This is a genomic window from Arthrobacter sp. KKT183, from assembly GCF_055657625.1.
Window position 1 is genome coordinate 2,859,689 of the sequence record NZ_CM145770.1, and the last position, 24,161, is coordinate 2,883,849.

Genomic DNA, 24,161 nt, shown 5'->3' on the forward strand with positions numbered 1-24,161 from the left:
CACGGACCGCTAGTTCGTCAGGGACGCCGTTGTCCGTTATCCTTGAGAGGTTGCTTTCGGGGCTTCTCGGAACAGCTCAATCGGGGTGTGGCGCAGCTTGGTAGCGCGCGTCGTTCGGGACGACGAGGCCGCAGGTTCAAATCCTGTCACCCCGACCACAGAAGAAAAGGTGCCCGCAGTTCACACTGCGGGCACCTTTTCGTTTCTGCGTCAGACGCGGTGAAGCGTCACACGAAGCGAGGTCAGACGAACGTCCGGCCGGTCAGCCGCTCGTAGGCTTCGATGTACCGGGCGCGTGTCTTCGCGATAACCTCGGCGGGCAGTGCAGGCGGTTCTGACACACGGTCCCAACCGGCGTCGTCGGACGTGAGCCAGTCGCGGACAAACTGCTTGTCGAAGGAGGCCTGGGCCTTACCCGGCGAATACAGGGCCGCGTCCCAGAAACGCGACGAATCCGGCGTCAGCACCTCGTCGCCGAGGGTCACAGCTCCAGAGCGGGACATTCCGAACTCCACCTTGGTGTCCGCAATGATGATCCCGCGATCCAGTGCAATCGACTCCGCACGGGAGTAGATATCGAGCGTCAGCGAGCGCAGCTTCGCGGCGAGATCATCCCCCAGCATCATGACGACGGCGTCATAGGTGATGTTCTCGTCGTGCTCGCCCACCTCAGCCTTGGCGGACGGCGTAAACAGCGTCTCGTCCAAACGGGAGCCGTCCACCAGGCCTTCCGGCAGCGGCAGCTCACACACGGTCCGCGACTCGTTGTACTCGAGGAGCCCGGAACCGGTCAGGTATCCACGCGCTATGCACTCGACGGGGTACATGTCCAACCGCTGACAGATCATGGCCCGGCCGTCAACCTCGGCGGGAACGTCGGTGGAGAGGACATGGTTGGGGATGCCGGCCAGCTGCTCGAACCACCACAGGCTCAGCTGGGTCAGCACGCGTCCCTTGTCCGGGATCTCGGAAGACAACACAAAGTCGTAGGCGCTGATCCGGTCACTGGCGACCACCAGCACGCGGTCATCCTCGCCCGTCACGGGTTCATACAGGTCCCGGACCTTCCCGGAGTAGATGTGCCGCCAACCCGTAAGTTCCTGTGCCATGCCTATACCCCGCCCGTCTGTGAACCCGCCGCTGAACCAGTCACTGAAGCCGGCTGTGACACCACAACCTCGCCCCGCGCGGCCTTCGCAGCAATATCAGTGCGGTACTGGCCGCCTTCGAGGTCAAGGCGGCTCACGCCGTCGTACGCTTTGTTGCGCGCTTCCTCAAGATCCTTGCCCAGTCCGACGACGGCAAGCACCCGCCCACCGGCTGAGACCACCGAACCGTCCCCACTCAGCGCAGTGCCGGCGTGCAGCACGGACACGCCATCCAGGGTAGCCGCGTCCGCGAGACCACGGATTTCATCGCCGGTGCGCGGTGAGTCGGGGTAGTTTGCTGACGCGAGGACCACGGCGACCGCGGCCTGCGAAGACCAGTTCAGGTTGTCGACCGTGTCCAGTTCCCCCTTTGCGGCAGCGAGCAGGACGCCACCCAAAGGCGTCTTGAGCCGGGCCAGCACAGCCTGTGTCTCGGGATCCCCGAAGCGGGCGTTGAACTCGATCACGCGCAGCCCGCGCGAAGTGAGCGCGAGCCCGCAGTACAGGACCCCCGTGAACGGAGTGCCGCGGCGTGCCATCTCCTCGATGGTGGGCAGCGCAACGCGCTCAATCACCTCATCCACCAGACCGGACGGCACCCATTCCAGCGGCGAGTAGGCACCCATGCCGCCGGTATTCGGTCCTTCGTCATTGTCGAAGATGCGCTTGAAGTCCTGTGCCGGGGCAAGGGGCACCACGCTGGTGCCGTCCGAGAGGACAAACAGGGACACCTCGGGGCCGTCAAGGTATTCCTCGATCACCACCGAGCCGCCGGCGCCAAAGCACACCTCGGCGTGCTCAAGGGCGGCTGCCCGGTCCGACGTGACCACCACGCCCTTGCCCGCGGCGAGGCCGTCATCCTTGACCACATACGGGGCACCGAAGGAATCCAGCGCGGCTTCGGCTTCGGCTGCAGTTGACGCGACCTTCGCCATCGCGGTAGGAACACCGGCAGCCGCCATGACCTGCTTGGCGAAGGCCTTCGAGGCCTCGAGCTGCGCCGCAGCCTTCGTGGGTCCGAAAACGGGGATGCCTGCTTCAATCAGCGCGTCGGACACACCGGCAGCCAACGGAGCCTCGGGGCCCACAACCACCAGGTCCGACCCCAGGCGCGAGGCAAGTTCCGTCACGGCAACCGGGTCATTGGCATCGATGTTGTGCACGGGGACATCCTGGGCCATTCCGGCGTTACCGGGAGCGGCATGCACCTCGCCCACGAATGGATCGGCGAGGAGCGCTCGGACAAGGGCGTGTTCGCGGCCTCCAGGGCCAATAACGAGAACCTTCACAGTAGTTCAGGGTACTGGGTCCTCCCCCACCCAACTACTGGCCGCAGAAACTGTGAAGTCAGCCGGCACGTCCGGAATACCAATACACCGGGCCTGTCTCTCCGAACACCCAGTATGAAAGCCGTTCGCACGTCCAGCCGCTCCGCCTCGACCCTAGCCATGCTCGCGGGCATACTCGCGGCCGGGCTGGTCCTCGGTGTGGCCGAGCTGATCGGCGCCTTCTTCTCCACCCGATCGGCACCGCTGATCGCACTGGGCTCCACGTTCATCGATTTCACGCCGGCCTGGCTGAAGGACTTCGCAATCGATACCTTCGGCACCAACGACAAGCTCGCGCTCTTCGTCGGCATGGCCGTCACCATCATCATCCTCGCCGCGATCCTCGGCTACCTGGCCTGGCGGCGCTGGATCCTGGGTGTGGCGGGTGTCCTCTTCATGGGCGCCGTCATGGTTGCCGCCGTCGTCTCCCGTGCCGGTGCATCCGTAAGTGACGCGATCCCTTCGGTGATCGGCACCCTGGCCGGGCTGGCAGCGCTGCGCTTGATGATCCGGAAGCTGCATTCGGCGCAGCCACAGACCGAGACCACAACCAACGACGACGACGGCGCCTTCAACGCCGGCGGTTCCCGCCCGGTGGGTGCCAGTACAAACGCCAGGACTTCCGTCAGCAGGCGCGGGTTCTTCGCAGCAGCGGGCGTTACCGCCGTCGTCGCCGCCGCTACTGCAGCGGGAGGCGCCGTCGTCAGTGGAATCCGCAACACCGTCAATGTTGCCCGTGAACGCCTGAGCTTCCCGGCACCCGCCAGCCCCGCGATGCCGGTCCCAGCCGGTGTTGATGTAGACCTTGACGGTGTTGAGCCGTGGCTGACGCCCAATCCGGAGTTCTACCGGATTGACACAGCACTGCAGGTTCCCACCATCGACGTGGACACCTGGGAGTTGCGCGTCCACGGCATGGTGGAGGAGGAGATCCGCATCAACTTCCAGGACCTGCTGGATTCGGAGCTGATCGAACGGCACATCACGCTGACCTGCGTCTCCAACCCGGTGGGCGGGGAGCTGATCGGCAACGCCAAGTGGCTCGGCTACCCGATCCGCGAGCTCCTTGCACGCGCCCGTCCCACCGAAGACGCTGACATGGTCCTGTCCACCAGCACCGACGGCTTCAGCGCCTCCACTCCCCTGCCCATCCTGCAGGATGAGCGGGACGCCATCCTCGCAGTAGCCATGAATGACGAGCCGCTGCCCCTCGAGCACGGCTATCCGGTGCGCATGGTGGTCCCCGGGTTGTACGGGTACGTTTCCGCCACCAAATGGGTGATTGACCTTGAAGTGACCCGTTTCGCGGACGCCACGGCTTACTGGACGGACCGCGGCTGGGCTGAGAAGGGCCCCATCAAGACGCAGTCGCGTATTGAGGTTCCGCGGCCGTTCGGCAACGTGGCTGCCGGCACCTTCCGGGTGGGCGGCACTGCCTGGGCGCAGAACCGCGGGATCGACAAGGTGGAGGTCCAGATTGACGACGGCCCCTGGGAGGAAGCGACCCTCGCCGCCGAATACACCGTGGACACCTGGCGGCAGTGGACCCACGAAGTGCAGCTCGAGCCCGGGTCCCACCGCATCCGCTCACGGGCTTACGATCCCGACGGCGTCCAGACCGAAGAGCGCGCCGATACCGTTCCGGACGGCGCATCGGGCTGGCACACGGTCCAGTTCTCAGCGGAGTAGGACAGCCCCCTATCCTTGTGCCCATCGGATGACCCGTTCCCTCCGGTGGGCACAAGCTACATCCGCCTCGACGATGCGTAATACTGGAACCATGCCCTCCACCTTTACCTCCTCCAGCGCGGTTGACCTCGCGGTCCTGGAGCGCAACGGCTTCATTGAGTCCCGCCACATCGGCTCAGCCGTGGTCCTCGCAGCGGACGGCTCCACCGTCACGGAACTCGGTGACGTCAACGCGCCGATCTTCCCCCGCTCCACCCTGAAGCCGTTCCAGGCACTGGCTGCCATGCAGGCCGGCGTCCCGCTCCGCGGAGCCCAGGTTGCGTTGGCAGCTGCCAGCCATGTCGGCAGTTTCGAGCACATGGACGTCGTGAAATCCATGCTGAGCGCCGCCGGAGTCACCGAAGAGGACCTGCAGTGCCCGGCTGACTGGCCGCAGGACGAGGAAGCCCGACACTCGCTCATCCGCAGCGACAAGGGCCGCCAGCGGGTAGCCTTCAACTGCTCCGGCAAGCACGCCGCCTTTCTCTGGGCCTGCACCGAAAACTCGTGGGACCACAAGACCTACCTGGATCGCGGCCACCCGCTGCAGCAGCGCATCGCCGACATCATCGAGGAATACACCGAAGAGAAAGTGGAGCACTGGGCAGTGGACGGCTGCGGCGCTCCGCTCGGCGCCGTTTCACTCACCGGTCTCGCGCGGGGAATCGGCAAGATCGCCAAGGCCCCCAGTGACAAGAACGCCGATGCGCGCGCGGCCACCATCGCAACCGCCATGCTGGATTATCCGTGGGCGGTCCACGGCCACGGACGCGAGAACTCGGTAGTGATGGAAGACCTCGGGATCCTGGCGAAGAACGGAGCCGAGGGCGTCCTCGTCATGGCTACGCCCACCGGCGTGTCCATGGCGCTCAAGATCCTGGACGGCAATATCCGGGCCACCACACTGGTAGGGCTCACTCTTTTGGCCGCCTCAGGTGCCCTCGAGGCGGAGGCTGTAGCACCGGTACTGGAGAAGGTTGTGCAGCCCGTGCTGGGCGGCGGCGAGCCCGTCGGCCAACTGCGCCTCGCCGCTCCGGTCATGGCGCTGCTGGACTAACCATGGCACGACGGCGTATCCCACCCGCGGACGGCAACGCTGCAGTCCGCGCGGTGGCCGCCGGCAGCACCGACCGCACAGAACGTACGACGGCGGTTCGCTACTCCCTGGAGGAGCTCGCCTTCCGCGCACCCGGCAACAGCGTGGAAGTGCGCGTCCCGCCACTGGGCGTGACGCAGTGCGTCGAAGGTCCCCGCCATACCCGCGGAACCCCGCCCAACGTCATTGAGACCGACGCTGACATCTGGCTCGCTCTCGTCCTAGGGACCCTGACCTGGGCCGAAGCCCTCACCTCCGGCGCAGTCGCGGCATCCGGTCAGCGGGCGGACCTCTCCGCGCTTCTGCCACTGTTTCCGCAGGAACCGCCCGGGCCTGCGACAGGCCCGGCATGATCCTCGAGCGCCACCATGCCACGCAACCGAACCTCGTGGTCCGGGGATGGCGTGGCGCGCTCGCTGCCCTTCGCCGGCAACCGGCGGAAGCCTGGGTGGTTGCCGGTGTTGTCACTGCCCTGTACACGATCTTCTCGGTCACTCAGTGGAACCGGTTCGACACCCCGTCCTGGGACCTCGGCATCTTCACCCAGCTGGCCAAGGCCTATGCGGGGTTCGACGCGCCCATCGTGCCGGTCAAAGGTCACGGGTTCAACCTCCTCGGCGACCATTTCCACCCCCTGCTCGTCATCCTGGGACCCGTGTATGCGCTCTTCCCGTCCGGATTGACCCTGCTGGTCTTCCAGAACCTGCTGGTGGGCTGGTCGGTCCTGATTCTCACCCGCCTGGCCGTGCATCATGTTGGGCGCGTCCCGGGGCTCTTCCTTGGAGCCGCCTACGGCCTGTCCTGGGGCATCCAGGCCGCCGTCGCTGTGCAGTTTCATGAGGTGGCGCTGGCGCTGCCCCTGCTGGCGCTGGCGTTGGAGGCGTATATCGAGGGCCGGCTGCGCACCGCCGTCGTCGCGGGCGCACTGCTGGTGTTCGTGAAGGAGGACATGGGGCTGACCGTCTTCGCGTTCGGCCTGGTGCTGGCCTGGCGCTTCCGACGCCGCTACCAGGCCGGCCTGGGGCTGGCAGTCTGGGGGCTCGCGTGGGTGGTCCTGTCAGTGAAGGTCATTCTGCCGGCACTGAACACCGGCGGCACGTACGACTACTCCGATCGCATCGACGTGGACGCGCTCCTGGCCAACCCCGTGGGCACCGTAATTTCCATGATGACGGTCGTGGAGAAATACGAGACCCTGTGGCTGCTGTGCCTCGCCGGCGGGTTCCTGTTCCTCCTCTCGCCGTTGGCCGCAGTGCTGCTTCCCACCCTGATATGGCGCTTTGCTGCGGGGAATGAGTCCTACTGGGGGCCGGACTGGCACTACAACGCCGTTCTCATGCCCATCCTGTTCGCCGCGCTCATTCATGCGATTCTTCGCGCCCGCGAGAGCAGGCGCGGCTGGCTGCGCTCCTATAGCGCCGCCGTCGTGCCGGTGGTCAGTGTGGTGGCGCTCATGCTGTTGCCCGGGCAGCCGCTGGCTGCGCTTGCGAAGCCGGAGACGTTTCAGCAGTCGCCGCGCTGGGATGCGGCACACCGGATGATGGACGAGATTCCATCCGGCGCAGCGGTTGAGTCCGGCGTGTTGCTGATGCCGTACCTGGTGCCGGAGACCGAGGTGTATTGGATCGGCAATGAGAACCCGGCGCCTGACTACCTGGTGGTCGACGCCGAGGACTGGAGCTGGGGGCCCACCCGCCCGGCCAGCGCGGAACAGCACGCTGAGGAGACCTATCCGGGCGAAAATTACGCCTTGGTCTTCGATGAGGCCGGGTACCAGCTGGTCAAGCGGGAGACCTGATCCCGGTAGCCTTGAACCATGAGTTCGCAGCAGCCTCCAGAGCGCCGGCTAGTCACCATTCGACGGGCGCCGAAATTCGGTCCGTTCATGGGCCTCGGTGCGTTGATCGGATTCATCGCCGCGCTGATCGTGGCCTACACCGGCCCGGCTGACCCCACGCTGACCCGCGAGTCCGTCCTGGGCTTCTTCACTGTGGTTTTCGCGATTCCCGGAGTGCTGATCGGTGGTCTCCTGGCGCTGCTGCTCGACCGGATCAGCGTACGCCGCATGAAGCAGGCGACGGCGGAGCGCACCGACGACGAATAGCCCGGCAATCCAGCCTCATTACGCCGTGAGAGAATGGCGTAATGGTGCGCGGTGACGGACAGCTTTCCCATGATCTACTTCCCGGCGAAAAAGGCCCCCAGGATGCCTGCGGCGTCTTCGGAGTCTGGGCCCCCGGCGAGGAAGTCGCCAAATTGACCTACTACGGGTTGTATGCGCTGCAGCACCGCGGCCAGGAGTCAGCGGGCATCGCCACCAGTGACGGCACCCGGATCAACGTCTACAAAGACATGGGCCTGGTGTCCCAGGTCTTCGACGAGGCCACGCTGAACACCCTCACCGGCCACATTGCGGTGGGCCACTGCCGCTACTCCACCACCGGGTCCTCCAACTGGGCCAACGCGCAGCCCACCCTCGGCGCCACCGCCGTAGGCACCGTTGCCCTGGCTCATAACGGCAACCTCACCAACTCGGCCGATCTCTACCAGACCGTCCTCAACCGCCATGGGAAGCCGCGCTCCGGAGAGATGGCGCAGGGCAACACCTCGGATACAGCCCTGGTCACCACCCTGCTGGCCGGGGATGACGGCCGCTCCCTCGAAGACACCGCCATGGACCTCCTGCCCACCATTGAGGGCGCGTTCTGCTTCGTGTTCATGGATGAGGGCACCCTGTACGCCGCACGCGATCCCCACGGTGTCCGTCCGCTGGTGCTTGGCCGGCTGGAACGCGGCTGGGTTGTTGCCTCGGAGCAGGCTGCGCTCGCCACCGTGGGCGCCAGCATCATCCGTGAGATTGAGCCCGGCGAGTTCATCGCGATCGACGAGGGGGGCGTCCGTTCCCGCCGCTTTGCACCGACCACGCCGGCCGGTTGCGTTTTCGAGTACGTCTACCTTGCCCGGCCCGACGCCTCGATTGCCGGCCGCTCGGTCTATGATTCGCGCGTCGAAATGGGCCGGCAGCTGGCCCGGGAGAACAAGGCGGAGGCCGACGTCGTCATTCCGGTTCCGGAATCCGGCACACCTGCCGCCGTTGGTTTCGCTGAGCAGTCCGGGATTCCGTTTGCCCACGGATTCGTGAAGAACGCGTACGTGGGGCGCACCTTCATCCAGCCCAGCCAGACGCTCCGCCAACTGGGCATCCGGCTGAAGCTCAACGCGCTGGAGTCCGTCATCAAGGGGAAGCGGATCATCGTGGTTGATGACTCCATCGTCCGCGGCAACACCCAGCGGGCCGTGGTGCGGATGCTGCGCGAGGCCGGCGCCGCCGAAGTCCACATCAAGATCTCCTCCCCGCCGGTGCGCTGGCCTTGCTTCTACGGCATCGACTTTGCCTCACGCGCAGAGCTGATCGCCAACGGCGCGGCAGTGGATGAGATCGCCGCGTCGATCGGCGCAGACAGCCTGGCCTACATTTCCGAGGACGGCATGATCGAAGCCACCAAGCAGCCGCGGGAGCGGCTCTGCACGGCGTGCTTCACCGGGGACTACCCGATCAAGCTTCCCGAGGAAGACCGCCGCGGCAAAAACCTCCTTGAGCGGGCTGATCCGGCCGAAAAGCCGGGCGCCACCGGCTGCGATCCCGGGCCGGGCAGCGAACTTGAGACCCTCCTGACCGAAGCAGACAAGAAAGAGCGGGTATGAGCTCACCTGACCCCATCACCTATGCAAGCGCCGGAGTAGACGTCGAAGCCGGCGATCGGGCGGTGGAGCTCATGAAGGACGCCATCAAGGCCACCCACACAGCCAATGTTGTCGGCGGCGTCGGCGGTTTCGCGGGTCTCTACGATGTCTCGAAGCTGCTGACGTACCGCAAGCCGCTGCTCGCCACCTCAACTGACGGCGTGGGAACCAAGGTTGCCATCGCGCAGGCCATGGATATCCACGACACCATCGGGTTCGACCTGGTGGGAATGGTTGTGGATGACATCGTGGTGGTTGGGGCGGAGCCCCTCTACATGACCGACTACATCGCCTGCGGCAAGGTGGTCCCTGACCGCATCGCAGCTATTGTGCGCGGAATCGCCTCCGCTTGTTCCGTCGCGGGAACGGCCCTCGTGGGAGGCGAGACCGCCGAGCATCCCGGCCTCCTGGGTGAGCATGAATATGACGTCGCGGGCGCCGCCACCGGCGTGGTGGAAGCGGACGCACTGCTTGGCCCTGACCGGGTGCGCGAGGGCGACGTCATCATCGGCATGGCGTCCTCCGGCCTGCACTCCAACGGCTACTCGCTGGTCCGCAGGGTCATCAACCAGGCCGGCTGGGCCCTGGACCGGCAGGTCTCGGAACTCGGGCGCACGCTCGGTGAGGAACTCCTCGAGCCCACCCGCGTCTACGCGGCCGACTGCCTGGACCTCGCCCGGCATTTCCCGCTCGATTCCGACGGCGCCGTCCACGGTTTCAGCCATGTCACCGGCGGAGGTCTTGCCGCCAATCTCGCGCGCGTTCTGCCGCGTGGACTTGAAGCAACCGTGGATCGCTCCACCTGGTCGCTTCCGCCGGTTTTCAGCCTTGTGTCCGAGCTGGGGAGCGTACCGCTGCCGGATCTGGAGCGCACGCTGAACCTTGGTGTCGGAATGGTGGCGGTCGTTTCCGCCGCAGGAGCCGACAGCGCTGTTGCACGGTTGAACGATCGCGGCGTTCCCGCGTGGGTCATGGGCCAGGTGGCACGCGCTTCCCATGAGAGCACCGACGGACCTGATTATGTGCAGGGTGCAAAGGGTGTGGATGGCGGCTCCGTGCGGTTGGTCGGTTCCTACGCCTGATCTTCTTCGGGAGCCCCGCTCGGCGCTGTTCCGGGCGGGGGCCCCGAAACTGTCCCAGGGCGGCGGCTACCGAGCCGCATCACAATTCCCGGGCACAACAAGAACCAGCGGCCTGACGTGATCGTCGTGGCCGCTGGTTCTCAACGTCTTATGCGAGCGTTCTGCTCAGAAGAGGAGGTTATCCGATGCGGCGGGTGCCGCCGTCATCCTCTTCATCATCAAACTGCTCCGCGTATTTATCCTCATACGCCGAATAATCCGGCTCAACCGGATCATCATGGCGGGAGGCACGACTACCGGTTGCCTTGAGCTCGCGTTGCAGCGCCGAGTAGTCCGTGGACGGGCTGAAATACTTCATGTCCCGTGCCTGCTTGGTGGCTTTCGCCTTCTGACGGCCGCGCCCCATGGCGTGACCCCCTTTTTGCGTCGATCCGGAGGTGGTCGCCATGGCCAACAAAATAACGGCGTAGCGAGGCCCCGGAGTATCCGGTTAATGTGTCGTATGTATAGGTTACATGGTTTCTCGGGCCGAACGTGCGGGCCCCACCGCCGGATGGAGCCGGAGACCCAACGAAGGTCTGCCTCCATGCGGGAAAAGCCCATTGTTAGCTAGAGTCGTGGGGTAATCATGACCATAGCCAGCCCGCCGTTCCGGCAGGCGCATGAGGGGGGCAGTTCACTATGAGTGATCAGCCGGACACGCCGGAGGATGACAAATCGGCATCGGCAGACGCTTCCGTTCCGGAGCCCGAGATCCTCAAGGCCGAGGACGTTCACCTTGCGGATCCGGATGTCTCCGGGGATGCGGTGGAACCTACCCTCAACACCTCGGCCGAGGATGTCCGGCTCATTGAACCGTCCCTTGGAGCGGCGGAAATCAGCGGGGACGCAGCCGAAGCCGCCTCCTTGGATGATGCGGCTGCAGAGGCCGCGCAGGTAGCGAAAGAAGCAGAGGACGTCGGCACACTGGTAGCCGGCCCCCGTCCCACCGAGGACCCGGCTGAGGCTGCCGCGCCGGCGGGCACTGCGCCTGCCGGCGGCGCAGCAGGAGACGCCCCGCCAGGCGGATTGACGAGTTTCGCGGCATCAGGCACCGAGCCGGCCTGGACAGGCCCGGGCAGCGATGAGGCCCGCTGGGACGCGTTGTTCGACGCCGGCCAAGCTGATGCGTCCGCCGCCGCCGTGAAGGCCGACGAGGTTACAACCGCCGCCGGGGACCCGCAACCAACCGACCCCACCGGAACTGGAACCGGAGCTGGAACCGAGACTGAAGTCGCCGCTGAACCCGGAACTGAAGAACCGGAAGCAACCAGCGCATCCTCAGATTCGGCCGCTCCCGAAGCGCCGTGGGCCCAACCATTCGCGAGCGGGCAACCGCAGGCTCCCGGGAGCCCTGTTCCGCCTGTGGGCGGGCCCTATGGCCTTCCACCGGCGGGAGGGGATGACCCTGCCCCTACGCGCATCCGAGCCCGTTCCGCCGGCCGCTCTTCCCGCGGCGGAAGCCGGAAAAAGCTGATCATTCTGGGTGTTGCAGGACTGGTGGTGCTCGCCCTGTTGATCTTCGCGATCGCGAGCATCGTCAATGCGCTGGGTGCGGACACTTCCGATGCCGCGTCCTCTGCCAGCACCACTCCGGGTGCGGACGGCATCATCGCGGAAGGCATCTCGCCCCTCGAACTCGTCGCCGGAGACTGTATCCACGGCTTCGATTCCACTGACCTCAGCGCTGACGTCACCACCGTTACGTGCACCACGCCGCACAATGCCCAGCTATTGGCCACCACCTCCTTCCCCGAGGACTCGGAGTTCCCCGGGGAAGCTGCACTGAATGCCAGCGGAGACGATCTGTGCAACTCGGTGGCGATTGATGAGAACGCGGCCGCAGAGTACGCGGGCCTCACACTGACCCAGGTCACCCCGACGTCGGGTACCTGGGCGGACGGCGACCGGCGCATCGACTGCTTCGTAGTCTCCGATGAAGGCAACGTCATCACAGACACCCTGCTGGCCGGGTGACCGAAAGAAGTGCCTGGATCCCCGTACCGACGCCGCCGGCACGGGGATCTGCCACTTTTAGGCCGTAACGCTGCCGACGCTGAGCCCTGCTGCCCCGTCCGCTGCACGGTCAACCCGGACCTTGTCGCCGTCGCTGATTTCTCCTGACAACAATCCGCGCGCGAGGCGGTCGCCGATCTCACGCTGCACCAGGCGGCGAAGCGGCCGGGCACCGTACGCGGGGTCAAACCCGGTGAGTGCCAGCCATTCCCGCGCGGCGTCGGTGACATCGAGTGTGAGCCGGCGGTCCTGAAGCCGGGCCGCGAGCGCAGCCACCTGCAGATCCACAATCTGCGAGAGCTCCTCAATGCTGAGCGCGTCGAACATGATGATGTCATCGAGCCGGTTGAGGAACTCCGGCTTGAAGCTTGAGTTAACCACCGACATGACCGCATCCCGGCGCGCGGCCTCATCCACGGTGGGGTCCACCAGGAACTGGGAACCCAGGTTGGATGTCATCACCAGGATCACGTTGCGGAAGTCCACCGTGCGGCCCTGACCATCGGTGAGCCGGCCGTCGTCGAGCACTTGAAGGAGGATGTCAAACGCTTCGGGATGAGCTTTTTCCACCTCGTCGAGCAGCACCACGCTGTAGGGCCTGCGCCGGACCGCTTCGGTGAGCTGCCCGCCCTCCTCATACCCCACGTACCCGGGAGGCGCGCCGACCAGCCGCGCAACCGCATGCTTCTCCGAGTACTCGGACATGTCGATGCGGATCATTGCACGCTCATCGTCGAACAGGAAGTCCGCGAGGGCCTTGGCGAGTTCAGTTTTACCTACACCGGTAGGCCCGAGGAAGAGGAAAGATCCGGTGGGCCGGTCCGGGTCCGAGATCCCGGCACGGGCGCGACGCACTGCATCGGAAACCGACGCAACGGCCTTCTTCTGGCCGATCAGGCGCTCACCAAGGTTCTCCTCCATGTGGAGCAGCTTGTGGCTTTCACCCTGCAGCATGCGGCCCGCCGGAATACCGGTCCACGCAGAGATCACCTCCGCAATGTCCGACGCCGTGACCTCCTCCGCGACCATCAGCTCCGGCGAATCCGCGGACCGCTCCTCCTCCGCCTGCGCGGCATCAAGTTCCCGCTGGACCTGCGGTATCTCGCCGTAGAGAATGCGGGAGGCAGTCTCGAAATCACCCTCGCGCTGGGTGCGTTCCTGCTGTGAGCGCAGTTCATCCAGCTTCGCCTTGAGGTCGCCGATGCGGTTCAGCCCGGCCTTTTCCGCCTCCCAGCGGGCGTTCAGCGCAGCGAGCTGCTCCTTGCGGTCCGCCATGTCCGCGCGGAGGGCCTCCAGACGCTCAACCGACGCTTCATCAGACTCACCCTCGAGCGCAAGTTCCTCCATGGTGAGGCGGTCGACGGCGCGGCGCAGCTGGTCGATTTCCTCCGGTGCGGAATCGATCTCCATCCGCAGCCGGGACGCCGCTTCATCCACGAGATCGATGGCCTTGTCCGGCAGCTGGCGGCCGCTGATGTAGCGGTTGGACAGCGTTGCGGCCGCTACCAGCGCCGAGTCGGCAATCGACACCTTGTGGTGGGCTTCGTAGCGTTCCTTGAGCCCGCGCAGGATGCCCACGGTGTCCTGAACGCTCGGCTCACCGACGTAGACCTGCTGGAACCGGCGCTCGAGCGCCGCATCTTTTTCGATGTTCTCGCGGTACTCGTCCAGCGTGGTGGCGCCGATCAGGCGCAGCTCGCCTCGGGCGAGCATGGGCTTGAGCATATTGCCGGCATCCATGGATCCCTCCGACGCGCCCGCGCCGACGACGGTATGCAGCTCATCGATGAAAGTGACCACCTGGCCATCCGAGGCCTTAATCTCCTCAAGAACCGCCTTGAGCCGTTCCTCGAACTCGCCGCGGTACTTGGCACCGGCGATCATCGAACCGAGGTCAAGGCTGATGAGTGTCTTGCCCCTCAATGACTCCGGCACGTCCCCTGCGACCATGCGCTGCGCCAGGCCCTCGACGACGGCGGTTTTGCCTACCCCCGGCTCACCGATCAGCACGGGATTGTTCTTGGTACGGCGAGAGAGCACCTGCACCACACGGCGAATTTCGGTATCACGGCCAATGACCGGGTCCAGCTTGCCCGAGCGCGCGATCTCCGTCAGGTCCACACCGAACTTCTCAAGCGCCTGGAAGGTGTTCTCAGGATCGGGGCTGGTGACGCGCCGGTCCCCACGCACGCCGGGAAGCGCCGCGATCAGCGCGTCGCGGGAAGCCCCCTCCTCGCGCAGAATCCTGCCCGCTGGCCCGGAGTCAGCGGCGATCCCGAGGATGAGGTGTTCGGTGGAGACGAAGGAGTCGCCCAACGATTCCGCCTCCTGCTGCGCAGCGGTGATGACCCGCAGCATGGGCTGGGAGAACTGCGCCTGTGCAACGGATGAACCCGACGACGACGGCATCGCCTTGATCGCGGCGCTCGCCTTGACGCTGACGCTGTCCGCACCCACACCGGCGGCCTTGAGCAGCGCAACAGCCACGCCGTCCCGCTGGTCCATCAACGCCTTGAGCACGTGTGCGGGCTCCACCTGGGGGTTCCCTGCGGTGGAGGCATTCATAGCGGAAGCTGACAGTGCCTCCTGGCTCTTGGTGGTGAACTTGGTGTCCATGCTGGCCCTCCTGCTTTAGCGCAACTACTAAGTTGAGTGTACTACGCTCAACTTCCTATCGGAGTTGTGAAAGGGGGTTTTCACTTCAGGCGAACCGCTGCCGTTGCACCGAGCGGGCCCTCAGGCCTCTCTGCCCTTCGACACCCAGCCGGGGTTGGCACTGCGCTCGCCCACCACGAGGTCGGCAGCCGCATCCAGCGCGAGCTCTGCGCCGCGAGCCAGGCAAGTGCCACGTACGCCGGCGTGGTTCCAAGATTGAGGGCCACGGAGTGATAGCGGAAATAGCGGTGTGGATTGCCGTCGGGGAGGTGACCTTTCTATGCATAATAAAGGTCCAGCCTCGACTGACCATGCTGTCGAGGCTGGACCTTATTGAGGGTGTCTCACTTCGAGGATTCTACTTGCGACCCTCTGGTAGCAGCAGCCCTTACCTTTTTGCTATGGACGAGGAAGAGTCCTACCTTCGTCCAATAGGGTTCATCGATCAACAGCGGGCTAGCTGAGAGTTCATTAACCGCAGCAAGAGTTCCCGTGATCGCGAACGTGACGACGTAGAGTGGCGCCGCCCAAGGGGCTTCTTCCGCACTCGCGAAGGCGGTTATGAGAAAGCCAAATGTTATCAAGCCGACTGACATCCGCCCTCGCTTCGAATGCGTTGTCGGAATCAGTCCAACGCCAATAGCTAATGCGAACGTCATGATGTACGTTCCCGGTTCGCTTGCGGCGAGATCGGTGATCAATGTTAGCTCCCTGTTCTACGTGGACATGCGTTGCTTCTCAGCAATGTGTATGAATTATGCCACCAGGAACTGGTGCGACAATAATGTGCAGGCAGCCCTTCGGATTGAGCTTGTTGGCAGTCGTCGCCTGCGCAAGCAGGTAACCAGCCCACGCGCCGCAGGCAAGAGCACCAGCAGGAGCCTTCCTGGCGAGAGCACCGCACATTGAGACAGAGGCAGCGTAGTCCTTGATCGATGCGGTTTCGTACCTACTCAAGGTCATTCCCCAAGCGAAGCTCCTCCAACCCCAAGTGGGGTCGGCAACGACAGGATACGCAGTAGTTGCATCAGGCGTTACGATTTGGACAAGCTCGTCGCCGCGCACCTCGTAGTGGGTGGCCACCGGTTGACCATTTGCGTCTACCGCCCACGCAGCCTCGACCGGAACGAAAGGTCCTTCGGAGCTAGTGCTGATAAAAGTCGCGTTGCCCGCATCATCGATGACTGGGCGGAAGCCCTTCATGGCATAGCCAAACTCATGTGTGCTCGTACGATCTGCTATTACCGTCTGGATCCGCGTGTCACCGTTTTCGAGCGTCTGGACTGCGACCGCTCCTTGGCTGCCCGTGCCCGCTGCCTGCTCGTTGTACACCACCGTGCCGTCTGAGGTCAGTTCACCTTCTTCGAGGTCCATACCTGAGGGAAGAGAAATGCTGGCGGTCAGATCGCGACCATCCACCGTCGTCGTCACGTCGATATCCTGACTGGCGTCCAAAGGAATCTGAGCTTCGGTGCTTCCCGTGGAAGTGGTCACGATCTGCCCATCGAGCGAAGCAGCAGTCGGTTCTGCCCCGTCCGGTGCCATCGCGACTACATGGGCAGCTATATCTTCGGCGGTTCCGAGCGTATCGCCTTCCTGCGCACTGGCCGCTGTCACGCCGGTGGCGACGAGAGCTCCTGCCAGCAGGAGGGAGCACGTCCCCAGTGGTGTCTTCTTGATTGATTTCCATCCCGAGAAGGGCATGATGTTTTCCCCATACTAGTTGTTAATTGTGAATGATTCTCGCTTCCTACTGAGAATCGATCTAAACCTGTCATGGAAACTCCCGCTCATCCAGCCCTCAGCGAAAAAATGCCTTTCATCGTTATAGGAAAGTAATATGTCATTCGGGAAGCAAATGGTGGGGAGTTATCGGACTCGCATACGGCTTGGTTTAGCTATAGTTCGCTCAAAGTATCAACGTTTCTTGTTCGTGGAGGCGCCCCGCACTGACACTGCGCCATCGTGTTTTACTCGCCGCGCCAAGCAACTGAACATACTGGGCCGATGTCGGTGATGCAGGATATCGATTTTTTATCTGATGGATAGGGGCAAATCATTAAAGTTAGCAATCTCGCTAATTGGCTTGACTACAACGCATAAGCGACCATAATGCGATCTAGCGGCTCGGTGAGGGAGCCTTTGACGTCCACGATGTCGATATAGTCGTCGACGGCGCCGACCGAGGCAAAGCAACTCTGCAGCACGCGTTCCGGTATCGAAAAGGTCATACCCCAGACCATCCTCGGGCTGACGGTAATAATCCCCGGCGGTCAGAACTGAGGGGTGGCTTCCCTGAGTGTCGAAGACCCAAGCCATGTACATGCTGAGCTTGCGGCCTGCCTCGTCTCCCCACCCGGCAAGCGACCGACCGACAAGCTCTTTGTTGCTGCCCGCTCCGTAAGCGTCAATCCTGTCGATGAATGTCACACCCAGATCGTCCGCGTGATGAAGGGTTTTTAGGCCTGTTCCTGATAAGTCCCCGATACACCTCTCGAGGCGTATCGGGGTAAGCGGCCGGTCCGGGAAGCGCATGGGCAATAATGGAGCCCATGGGGAAAACCAACATCACGTCCGTGCTGACCGTTGCCGCGTTGGCGTTGACGCTGACCTCTTGCTCGCAGGACGGTCCCACCGCTGAGGATGCGGCTACACGTCTCGCCGAGGGACTGACCAACGGGGACCTCAGCGGCGTTGCTTTCGCCGCCGTCTCCGTCGAGGATGCCACTGCGCAGCTCGAAGAAATCACCGCTGGCCTTGACCCGGCCTCACCGACGGTATCCGTTGCCGGCGTGGAATCGACGGGAGAGGACACCGCGACGGCCCAGCTGAATCATGTGTGGGACCTCGATGACAGCGACAAGGACTGGACCTACACCACCACCGCCGAGCTGACGCTAGTCGATGATGAATGGCAGGTGGGCTGGGACCCCTCCGTTGCCGTTGACGGTCTCGGCGCTGAAGCTTCTCTTGCGGTCTCACGCACACCGGCCGAACGCGCGGAAGTCCTCGGTGCAGGGGGCGAGGTCCTGGTCACCGACCGCCCAGTCATCCGGGTGGGCATCGACAAGACGCGCATTGAGGCACCCGGGCTTGAATCTTCGTCCGCCGCGCTGGCCGAACTCGTGGGCATCGATCCTGCCGCCTACACAGAGCAGGTGCTGGGTGCCGGCGACCAGGCCTTCGTCGAAGCGATCGTCCTGCGTGACAACGTTGACCGCCCCGTCTCGGACGAAGAGATTGACGCGATTCCGGGAGCATCCGGTATCCCGGACACCATGTCGCTGGCTCCCACCCGCACCTTTGCCCGTGAGCTTTTGGGCTCGGTTGGTCCCGTGACCGCCGAGCTGGTGGAGCAGTCCGAAGGTCGGCTTGAACCTGGTGACATCGCCGGCCTGTCGGGTCTTCAGCTGCAGTATGACGAGCAGCTGGGCGGTACCCCCGGAATGGTCATCGAAGCCGTGATCGGGGAGGGAGAATCGCGCACCAGCGAAGTCCTCTTCGAGAAAACGCCGGTTCCCGGAGAGCCGCTGGAACTCACCCTGGATCCCGCGTTGCAGACACTGGCTGAGAGCGTGCTTGCAGAAGAACCCTCGGCATCCTCGATCGTGGCCATCCGGCCATCAACCGGTGAAATTTTGACGGTCGCGAACGGTCCCGGCAGTGAGGGGTTGCAGACCGCGTTGCTCGGCCAGTATCCGCCCGGATCCACGTTCAAGGTGGCCACCTCGCTTGCCCTCCTCAAGAACGGCTTCACGCCGGAGAGCACCACCAGCTGCCCCGAGGAGCTGGTGGTCGAAGGGCGCGCGTTCAACAACGTACCCGGCTATCCCGCGCAGTTCACCGGGGAAATCCCTCTTCTCCAGGCCGTTGCCCAGTCCTGCAACACCGGCTTCATCTCGCAGCGCGACGTCGTTTCCCAGGAAGCGCTGGCCTCGGCCGCCGCGGACCTTGGCATCGGAATCGACGTTCCCATCGGGACCCCGGCGTTCTTCGGCTCGGTCCCGGCGGAGGCGGATGGCACTGCTCATGCAGCGTCGATGATCGGGCAGGGCGAGGTCCTGGTGTCTCCGCTGTCCCTGGCCATCATGGCTGCCTCGGTTGGAGCCGGGGAACGGGTGGCGCCCACACTCCTGGCCGGGAACGCAGCGCCGGAGGAGGCGCCGTCGTCGTCGGCTTCTGCTGAGCCCGCAACTGAACAAACAGCAGAAGCAGCCGAGGAAACAGAAGCTGAGACACCGTCTGCTCCAGCCCCAAGCAACCTGACAGCTGATGAGGCGGCAGACCTTCGGGAGATGATGGGCGCCGTCGTCACGGTGGGGGGTGCGCAGTTGCTCGCGGACGTCCCGGGCGAGCCAGTCCTCGCCAAGACCGGCACCGCCGAATTCGGCACGGAAGATCCGCCCCGGACGCACGCTTGGGTGGTGGCCCTTCAGGGCGACCTGGCCGTTGCCGTTTTCGTTGAGGAGGGCGAACGGGGCTCCATTTCCGGCGGCCCGTTGATGGAGGAATTCCTTCGCGGGGCCGGCCAGTAGCCAGTCGCCATCGACGTGAAACAGCACTGCCCACCTAAGCTGTTCAGCTCGGTGGGCAGTGCTACTTGTTTGATTGCTGCTTAGCGGCCGCGGCGCTCGTTCGACGCCGGTGCGCCGGCCCTGCGTGGGCCGGAACCGCGGGTACCGGCGGGACGGCCGGCCGACGACGGCGCGTGGCTGCGCTGACCCGAGCCGGGTTGGCCTTTGCCCTGTGTGCCGCGTGTGCTCGACGTGCTGTAAGCAGCAACGTCGCCGGAACCTGCCGGACGGGCGCGGCGGGTGCGGCTGCCGCTGGTTGCTGTACCTTCACCGGTACGACGACGCTCGCTGTCGGTACCGAAACGCGCTGCCTGCGGCTGGTCCTTGCGGCGCTCTGCCCGGTTGCCTTCCGCACGGTTGCCCTGCGGGTCCGCTGCGACGCGACCGCGCCCACCGCGGCCGCCACGTCCGCCTGCTGCGGGGGCTGCACGCCGGTTTCGCTTGCGCTCGGCGTTTGCTCCGGTTGAGGAGCCTGCGCCGCGCGGGGTTTCGCGCTGGGCAAGAAGCGCGGCCCGGGTACGTGGGTCGACCTTCTCTGCAACATCGCCGATGAGCTTGCCCACCAGCGGGGAGGTCGCGGAGACGTTCTCGAACCCGACGCTCACTCCGGCTGCCTTCATGAGCTTCTGCACCTCACCCTTCTGCTCGGGCAGGGTGATGGTCACAACGGTGCCGTCAGAACCGGCGCGTGCAGTACGGCCGGAGCGGTGGAGGTACGCCTTGTGCTCAGTGGGCGGGTCAACGTGCACCACGAGCTCGACGTCATCCACGTGGACGCCGCGCGCTGCGACGTCGGTCGCGACGAGAACCCGGACATCTCCGGTGGAGAACTCGGCAAGGTTGCGGTCACGCGCATTCTGCGAGAGGTTGCCGTGCAGATCGACAGCGGGGATGCCGGCGTCGGTCAGGGTCTTGGCAAGCTTCCGTGCGTGGTGCTTGGTGCGCATGAACAGCACCCGCTTGCCCTTGCCGGAAGCGAGCTGCACAATGAGCTGCTTTTTCTGGGTCTGGTCACCGATCAGCAGCACGTGGTGCTCCATGGTGGTGACCGAAGCCTGCGTGGTGTCCACGGAGTGGGTCAGCGGGTTGGACAGGTACCGCTGCACGATCTTGTCCACGCCGTTGTCCAGGGTGGCCGAGAACAGCATGCGCTGGCCCTCGGTGGGCGTGGTGTCGAGGATCCGCTTGACGACGGGGAGGAAGCCGAGGTCAGCCATGTGGTCGGCCTCGTCAAGCACGGTGATTTCGACCGACTCGAGCGTAACCAGCTTCTGGCGCATCAGGTCTTCGAGCCGGCCGGGGCAGGCAATAACGATGTCGACGCCGGCACGCAGCGCCTTCTCCTGGCGGGCCTGTGACACGCCACCGTAGATGACGGTGGTGTTGAGACCGAGTTCGGAGGCCAGAGGCTCAACGGTGGCGTTGATCTGCGTAGCGAGCTCACGCGTAGGAGCAAGGATCAGAGCCAGCGGACGGCCGGGCTTGCGGCGGTAGGCAGCTTCGCGCTCGGCAAGACGCGACACCATAGGCAGCGCGAAGGCCAGGGTCTTGCCGGAGCCGGTGCGGCCGCGGCCAAGGACGTCCCGGCCCGCGAGCGTGTCGGGGAGGGTCTTGACCTGAATGGGGAACGGTTCGGTGATTCCCTGGTCGGTGAGGGAACGGACCAGCGCTGTGGGCACGCCAAGCGCAGCAAAGGTAGTCATGTAAAGTACACGAACTTTCTTCTCATCTTCCCTGCGCACCGGTTGGTGCCCAGAGTCCGCCGAAGGAAAGTCAGACAGTGTCAACCGCTCTCACGATCTTGGGAGATAGCGCGGGACAAAAGAATGCGTTCATCGACGCAGGCTGCGGCTGAAGGAACCCGGAAATCTCCAGGAAAAGCTCCAGATGCCGCAAGCAAGTGGAACCAGTCTATCAGTGGTGAGGTTGCGGTCCCGACGACGGTTCGTGAGGATGGGGTCTGTGTGAGCAAGCCCACCATGCCTGCTCACCGACACACCTCGTCATCCACGCAGGAGGAACCATGTCCACCGCCGCCGCTATTCGCTCACATGCTGCAGATTTGTCCGGGGAAGTGACGGAGCTACGCCATCGGCTGCATCAGGAGCCGGAGATCGGACTGCACCTCCCGCGGACGCAGGAAAAGGTGCTGGAAGCGCTCGATGGACTGCCCTACGAGGTAAGCATGGGCAGGGATACGACGTCGGTGACGGCTGTCCTGCGCGGAACGGCGCCGTCGTCGGCCTCCCGGAAGCCGGTGGTATTGCTGCGCGGTGACATGGACGCGCTTCCGGTCCAGGAGCAGACCGGTGCGCCCTACGCGTCGCGCATCGATGGCGCGATGCATGCTTGCGGGCATGATCTGCATACCGCAATGCTCGCCGGAGCCGCGCGGATCCTTGCCGACCGACGTGACCAACTGGCCGGCGACGTCGTCCTGATGTTCCAGCCGGGCGAAGAGGGTTTCGACGGTGCAGGGGTGATGATCCGCGAGGGTGTGCTTGAGGCAGCCGGGCGGCGGCCCGATGCTGCGTATGGCATCCATGTGGTGTCCTCACTGCTGCCCAACGGCCTCTTTGCCAGCAGGCCTGGAACGTTGATGTCAGCATCGGATGGGCTGTATGTGACCGTCCACGGCGCCGGCGGTCATGGGTCAGCGCCCCACCGCGCGAAGGATCCGGTCACCGTTGCGGCGGAGATCGTGACCAGCCTCCAGACGATGATCACCCGCCAGTTCGACATGTTCGACCCCGCGGTACTGACCGTTGGCCTGCTGCACGCCGGAACCAAGCGCAACGTCATCCCCGAATCCGCGCGCATCGAAGCGACGATCCGGACGTTCTCCGAGCAGAACCGGGAGCTGATGCGCACCGCCATCCCCCGGCTGGTGAACGGCATTGCCGAGGCGCACGGGCTTCACGCGACCGTCGAGTATGAAACGGAGTACCCGCTGACCGTGACGGACGCCGGCGAGACCTCGAACATCGAGAAGCACGTCCGCGACCTCTTCGGCGACGAACGGTACACGCAGATGGTGAACCCGCTCAGCGGCTCCGAGGATTTCTCCCGGGTGCTCGCCGCCGTGCCCGGAAGCTTCGTTTTCCTGTCCGCGGTTCAACCCGGTGTGGACCCGGCGGGTACCGCCTTCAATCACTCTCCCTACGCGGCCTTCGATGACAGCATCCTGGCTGACGGCACCGCGCTCTATGCGCAGCTGGCGATGGCGCGGATCGCCGAGTTGTCCGGCGCCTGACCCGGCGGCACTACCCAGCGGAACCATCCAGCGGCATCGCCGGCTTTGCGGGCCTCGTTACGCTTGTACCGATGAGCACGCGCCCTGAACCCCAGCCCTTCTCCACCCAACCGGTCTCCTTCGTCCGCCGAGGCTCCCGCCTGCAGGGCCGCCGTCGTGATGCCTGGGCTGAACTGTCCGAGGGCCTGGTGGTGGATGTGCCCCGGAACACTGCAGCGGACACGTCCGTGGATCCTGCCTGGGAGTACGACGCCGCTGCCTCCTTTGGCCGCGACGCCCCGCTGGTGGTGGAGGTCGGGTCAGGACTCGGAGAAGCGGTGGCGGCCGCCGCGACGGCCGATCCCGACCGCAACTTTCTAGCGCTCGAGGTTTACAAGCCGGGGCTCGCCCAGACCCTGCTGCGCATCGATCAGGGCGGGCTCACCAACGTCCGCGTTGCGCAGGTGAACGCGGCAGAGGCTCTGGCCACCATGATCCGCCCGGCCTCGGTTGCTGAACTGTGGGTGTTTTTCCCGGACCCCTGGCACAAGACCCGCCATCACAAGCGCCGGCTGGTGAAAGACTCCTTTGTTGCGCTCGCCGGCCGTGTGCTGTCACCGGGCGGCATTCTGCGCCTCGCAACCGACTGGTCCGACTACGCAGTGCAGATGCGCGCGGCCGCCGATGACTCACCGCTTTTCGAGAACCTGCACGACGGCGAACGCGCCGGCTCCGACAGCCCGCTCACCCAGATCTGGGCCAGCGGTGTAGAGCACGAGGTCGGCGGAACGCCCCGCCGCGAGGGGCGCGAACCAGCCGGGACGGCTTCCGCCCAGGAAGGCGAAGACTCGATCGGCGGCTGGGCGCCGCGGTTCGATGGCCGCATCCTGACGAGCTTCGAGAACAAGGCCCACGACGCTGGCCGCTCGATCTTCGACCTGGCGTACCGCCGGGTCCGGTAGCGCTGCGTCAGGCGCGGACGTCGGAAAGGTGATGGACGACGTCGTGCAGCCCGTACTGGGCAAGGGTTTCCACGGTGAAGCGCGAGCCGTTGCTGCGGCGTCCAACCCGGCTCCAGTCCCCGACCGAGTCCAGCAGCGCCGCATAGGTTTCCCCGGCTGCCGCCAGCTCGTCGGCTACGCGGCCCGGATCCTCCGCCGCGTAGTTCTTCTCCTGAGCCGTGCGGTCCTGGTCCCAATCGTCGAAAATGGGATCTTCCTGCGACAGCATCAGCTCCGTGCGCTCGGTGAACAGCACGTAAACGTCCCGGACGTGCGCAGCATACTCAAGCGTTGACCAGGTGCACTCATCCGGGCGGTCCCGCACGTCAGCCCTGCCAAGCGCCTTCCGCCACCGCGGCAGGTCCAGCCTGTGTTTTCCCGCGATGCTTTCGGACGGATAGTCCGACGCGTCGAAGCCGCACTGGGGGCAGGGACGCTCGAGCACCCAGGTCCAGTCTTTGGTATCCGGTTCAATCGCCATAGGAGGAAGCGTATCCAGACCTACCCCTTCGCCTGCA

At 64.8% G+C, this 24,161-nt stretch carries 20 protein-coding genes and 1 tRNA gene; 12 read left to right on the top strand and 9 right to left on the bottom strand.

The window, feature by feature from the left end; genetic code table 11:
• Positions 1 to 81: 81 nt before the first annotated feature.
• A tRNA-Pro gene (locus ACZ2GY_RS13580) sits at positions 82 to 158 on the top strand.
• Between the two features lie 84 nt (positions 159 to 242).
• Here the strand turns inward: ACZ2GY_RS13580 and ACZ2GY_RS13585 are convergent.
• Together ACZ2GY_RS13585 and purD are read right to left on the bottom strand one after the other, a co-directional pair.
• Positions 243 to 1,109: a phosphoribosylaminoimidazolesuccinocarboxamide synthase gene (locus ACZ2GY_RS13585; protein ID WP_471672122.1), complete on the bottom strand. Its 867-nt coding sequence runs from the start codon at positions 1,107 to 1,109 to the stop codon at positions 243 to 245.
• A 2-nt stretch (positions 1,110 to 1,111) separates the two neighbouring features.
• Entirely contained in the window at positions 1,112 to 2,437 is a 1,326-nt protein-coding gene (gene purD / locus ACZ2GY_RS13590) for a phosphoribosylamine--glycine ligase (protein WP_471672123.1), read from the bottom strand.
• Positions 2,438 to 2,551: 114 nt separating this feature from the next.
• On the opposite strand from purD, the gene ACZ2GY_RS13595 reads away from it, so the two are divergent.
• The 7 genes from ACZ2GY_RS13595 (at position 2,552) to purM (ending at position 10,126) form a co-directional block, all read left to right on the top strand.
• Complete coding sequence (locus ACZ2GY_RS13595; protein WP_471672124.1) at positions 2,552 to 4,165, top strand: molybdopterin-dependent oxidoreductase; 1,614 nt, start codon at positions 2,552 to 2,554, stop codon at positions 4,163 to 4,165.
• Positions 4,166 to 4,256: 91 nt separating this feature from the next.
• Entirely contained in the window at positions 4,257 to 5,261 is a 1,005-nt protein-coding gene (locus ACZ2GY_RS13600) for an asparaginase (RefSeq protein ID WP_346027332.1), read from the top strand.
• Positions 5,262 to 5,263: 2 nt separating this feature from the next.
• Entirely contained in the window at positions 5,264 to 5,653 is a 390-nt protein-coding gene (locus ACZ2GY_RS13605; RefSeq protein ID WP_277357776.1) for a sterol carrier family protein, read from the top strand.
• Positions 5,650 to 7,098 (top strand): DUF2079 domain-containing protein, encoded by a 1,449-nt coding sequence (locus ACZ2GY_RS13610; protein WP_471672125.1) that lies wholly within the window; start codon positions 5,650 to 5,652, stop codon positions 7,096 to 7,098. Before ACZ2GY_RS13605 ends, ACZ2GY_RS13610 begins: the two co-directional genes overlap by 4 nt.
• An 18-nt stretch (positions 7,099 to 7,116) precedes the next feature.
• On the top strand, positions 7,117 to 7,404 hold the full coding sequence (locus ACZ2GY_RS13615) for a hypothetical protein (protein ID WP_471672126.1): 288 nt from the start codon (positions 7,117 to 7,119) through the stop codon (positions 7,402 to 7,404).
• A gap of 41 nt (positions 7,405 to 7,445) precedes the next feature.
• Entirely contained in the window at positions 7,446 to 9,005 is a 1,560-nt protein-coding gene (gene purF / locus ACZ2GY_RS13620; RefSeq protein WP_277357779.1) for an amidophosphoribosyltransferase, read from the top strand.
• Positions 9,002 to 10,126: a phosphoribosylformylglycinamidine cyclo-ligase gene (gene purM / locus ACZ2GY_RS13625; RefSeq protein WP_277357780.1), complete on the top strand. Its 1,125-nt coding sequence runs from the start codon at positions 9,002 to 9,004 to the stop codon at positions 10,124 to 10,126. Before purF ends, purM begins: the two co-directional genes overlap by 4 nt.
• A 178-nt stretch (positions 10,127 to 10,304) precedes the next feature.
• Here the strand turns inward: purM and ACZ2GY_RS13630 are convergent, their stop codons facing one another.
• Positions 10,305 to 10,532, bottom strand: a complete 228-nt coding sequence (locus tag ACZ2GY_RS13630) for a DUF3073 domain-containing protein (RefSeq protein ID WP_056543382.1) — start codon at positions 10,530 to 10,532, stop codon at positions 10,305 to 10,307.
• 275 nt (positions 10,533 to 10,807) lie between these two features.
• On the opposite strand from ACZ2GY_RS13630, the gene ACZ2GY_RS13635 reads away from it, so the two are divergent.
• A complete protein-coding gene (locus ACZ2GY_RS13635) occupies positions 10,808 to 12,142 on the top strand; it encodes a septum formation family protein (protein ID WP_471672127.1) in 1,335 nt (444 codons plus the stop codon).
• Between the two features lie 57 nt (positions 12,143 to 12,199).
• Here ACZ2GY_RS13635 and clpB read toward each other — a convergent pair whose 3' ends face one another.
• From clpB to ACZ2GY_RS13655, 4 genes are all read right to left on the bottom strand, one after another.
• Positions 12,200 to 14,797, bottom strand: a complete 2,598-nt coding sequence (clpB, locus tag ACZ2GY_RS13640) for an ATP-dependent chaperone ClpB (RefSeq protein ID WP_471672128.1) — start codon at positions 14,795 to 14,797, stop codon at positions 12,200 to 12,202.
• A gap of 383 nt (positions 14,798 to 15,180) precedes the next feature.
• Positions 15,181 to 15,537, bottom strand: coding sequence for a hypothetical protein (locus ACZ2GY_RS13645; protein ID WP_471672129.1), 357 nt, complete (start codon positions 15,535 to 15,537; stop codon positions 15,181 to 15,183).
• Positions 15,538 to 15,574: 37 nt separating this feature from the next.
• On the bottom strand, positions 15,575 to 16,540 hold the full coding sequence (locus ACZ2GY_RS13650; protein ID WP_471672130.1) for a hypothetical protein: 966 nt from the start codon (positions 16,538 to 16,540) through the stop codon (positions 15,575 to 15,577).
• Between the two features lie 386 nt (positions 16,541 to 16,926).
• The gene (locus ACZ2GY_RS13655) at positions 16,927 to 17,067 is read right to left on the bottom strand and encodes a hypothetical protein (protein ID WP_471672131.1); all 141 of its coding nucleotides are present in this window, start codon (positions 17,065 to 17,067) and stop codon (positions 16,927 to 16,929) included.
• Positions 17,068 to 17,388: 321 nt separating this feature from the next.
• On the opposite strand from ACZ2GY_RS13655, the gene ACZ2GY_RS13660 reads away from it, so the two are divergent.
• Entirely contained in the window at positions 17,389 to 19,371 is a 1,983-nt protein-coding gene (locus tag ACZ2GY_RS13660) for a penicillin-binding transpeptidase domain-containing protein (protein WP_471672132.1), read from the top strand.
• A gap of 80 nt (positions 19,372 to 19,451) precedes the next feature.
• Here ACZ2GY_RS13660 and ACZ2GY_RS13665 read toward each other — a convergent pair whose 3' ends face one another.
• Positions 19,452 to 21,113, bottom strand: a complete 1,662-nt coding sequence (locus ACZ2GY_RS13665; RefSeq protein WP_471672133.1) for a DEAD/DEAH box helicase — start codon at positions 21,111 to 21,113, stop codon at positions 19,452 to 19,454.
• Positions 21,114 to 21,433: 320 nt separating this feature from the next.
• Here ACZ2GY_RS13665 and ACZ2GY_RS13670 point away from each other — a divergent pair, with 320 nt between their 5' ends.
• On the top strand, positions 21,434 to 22,663 hold the full coding sequence (locus tag ACZ2GY_RS13670; protein ID WP_346027339.1) for a M20 metallopeptidase family protein: 1,230 nt from the start codon (positions 21,434 to 21,436) through the stop codon (positions 22,661 to 22,663).
• A gap of 71 nt (positions 22,664 to 22,734) precedes the next feature.
• Complete coding sequence (gene trmB / locus ACZ2GY_RS13675; protein WP_277357357.1) at positions 22,735 to 23,604, top strand: tRNA (guanosine(46)-N7)-methyltransferase TrmB; 870 nt, start codon at positions 22,735 to 22,737, stop codon at positions 23,602 to 23,604.
• Positions 23,605 to 23,611: 7 nt separating this feature from the next.
• Here trmB and ACZ2GY_RS13680 read toward each other — a convergent pair whose 3' ends face one another.
• Entirely contained in the window at positions 23,612 to 24,124 is a 513-nt protein-coding gene (locus ACZ2GY_RS13680) for a DinB family protein (RefSeq protein ID WP_346027340.1), read from the bottom strand.
• Positions 24,125 to 24,161: the final 37 nt, after the last annotated feature.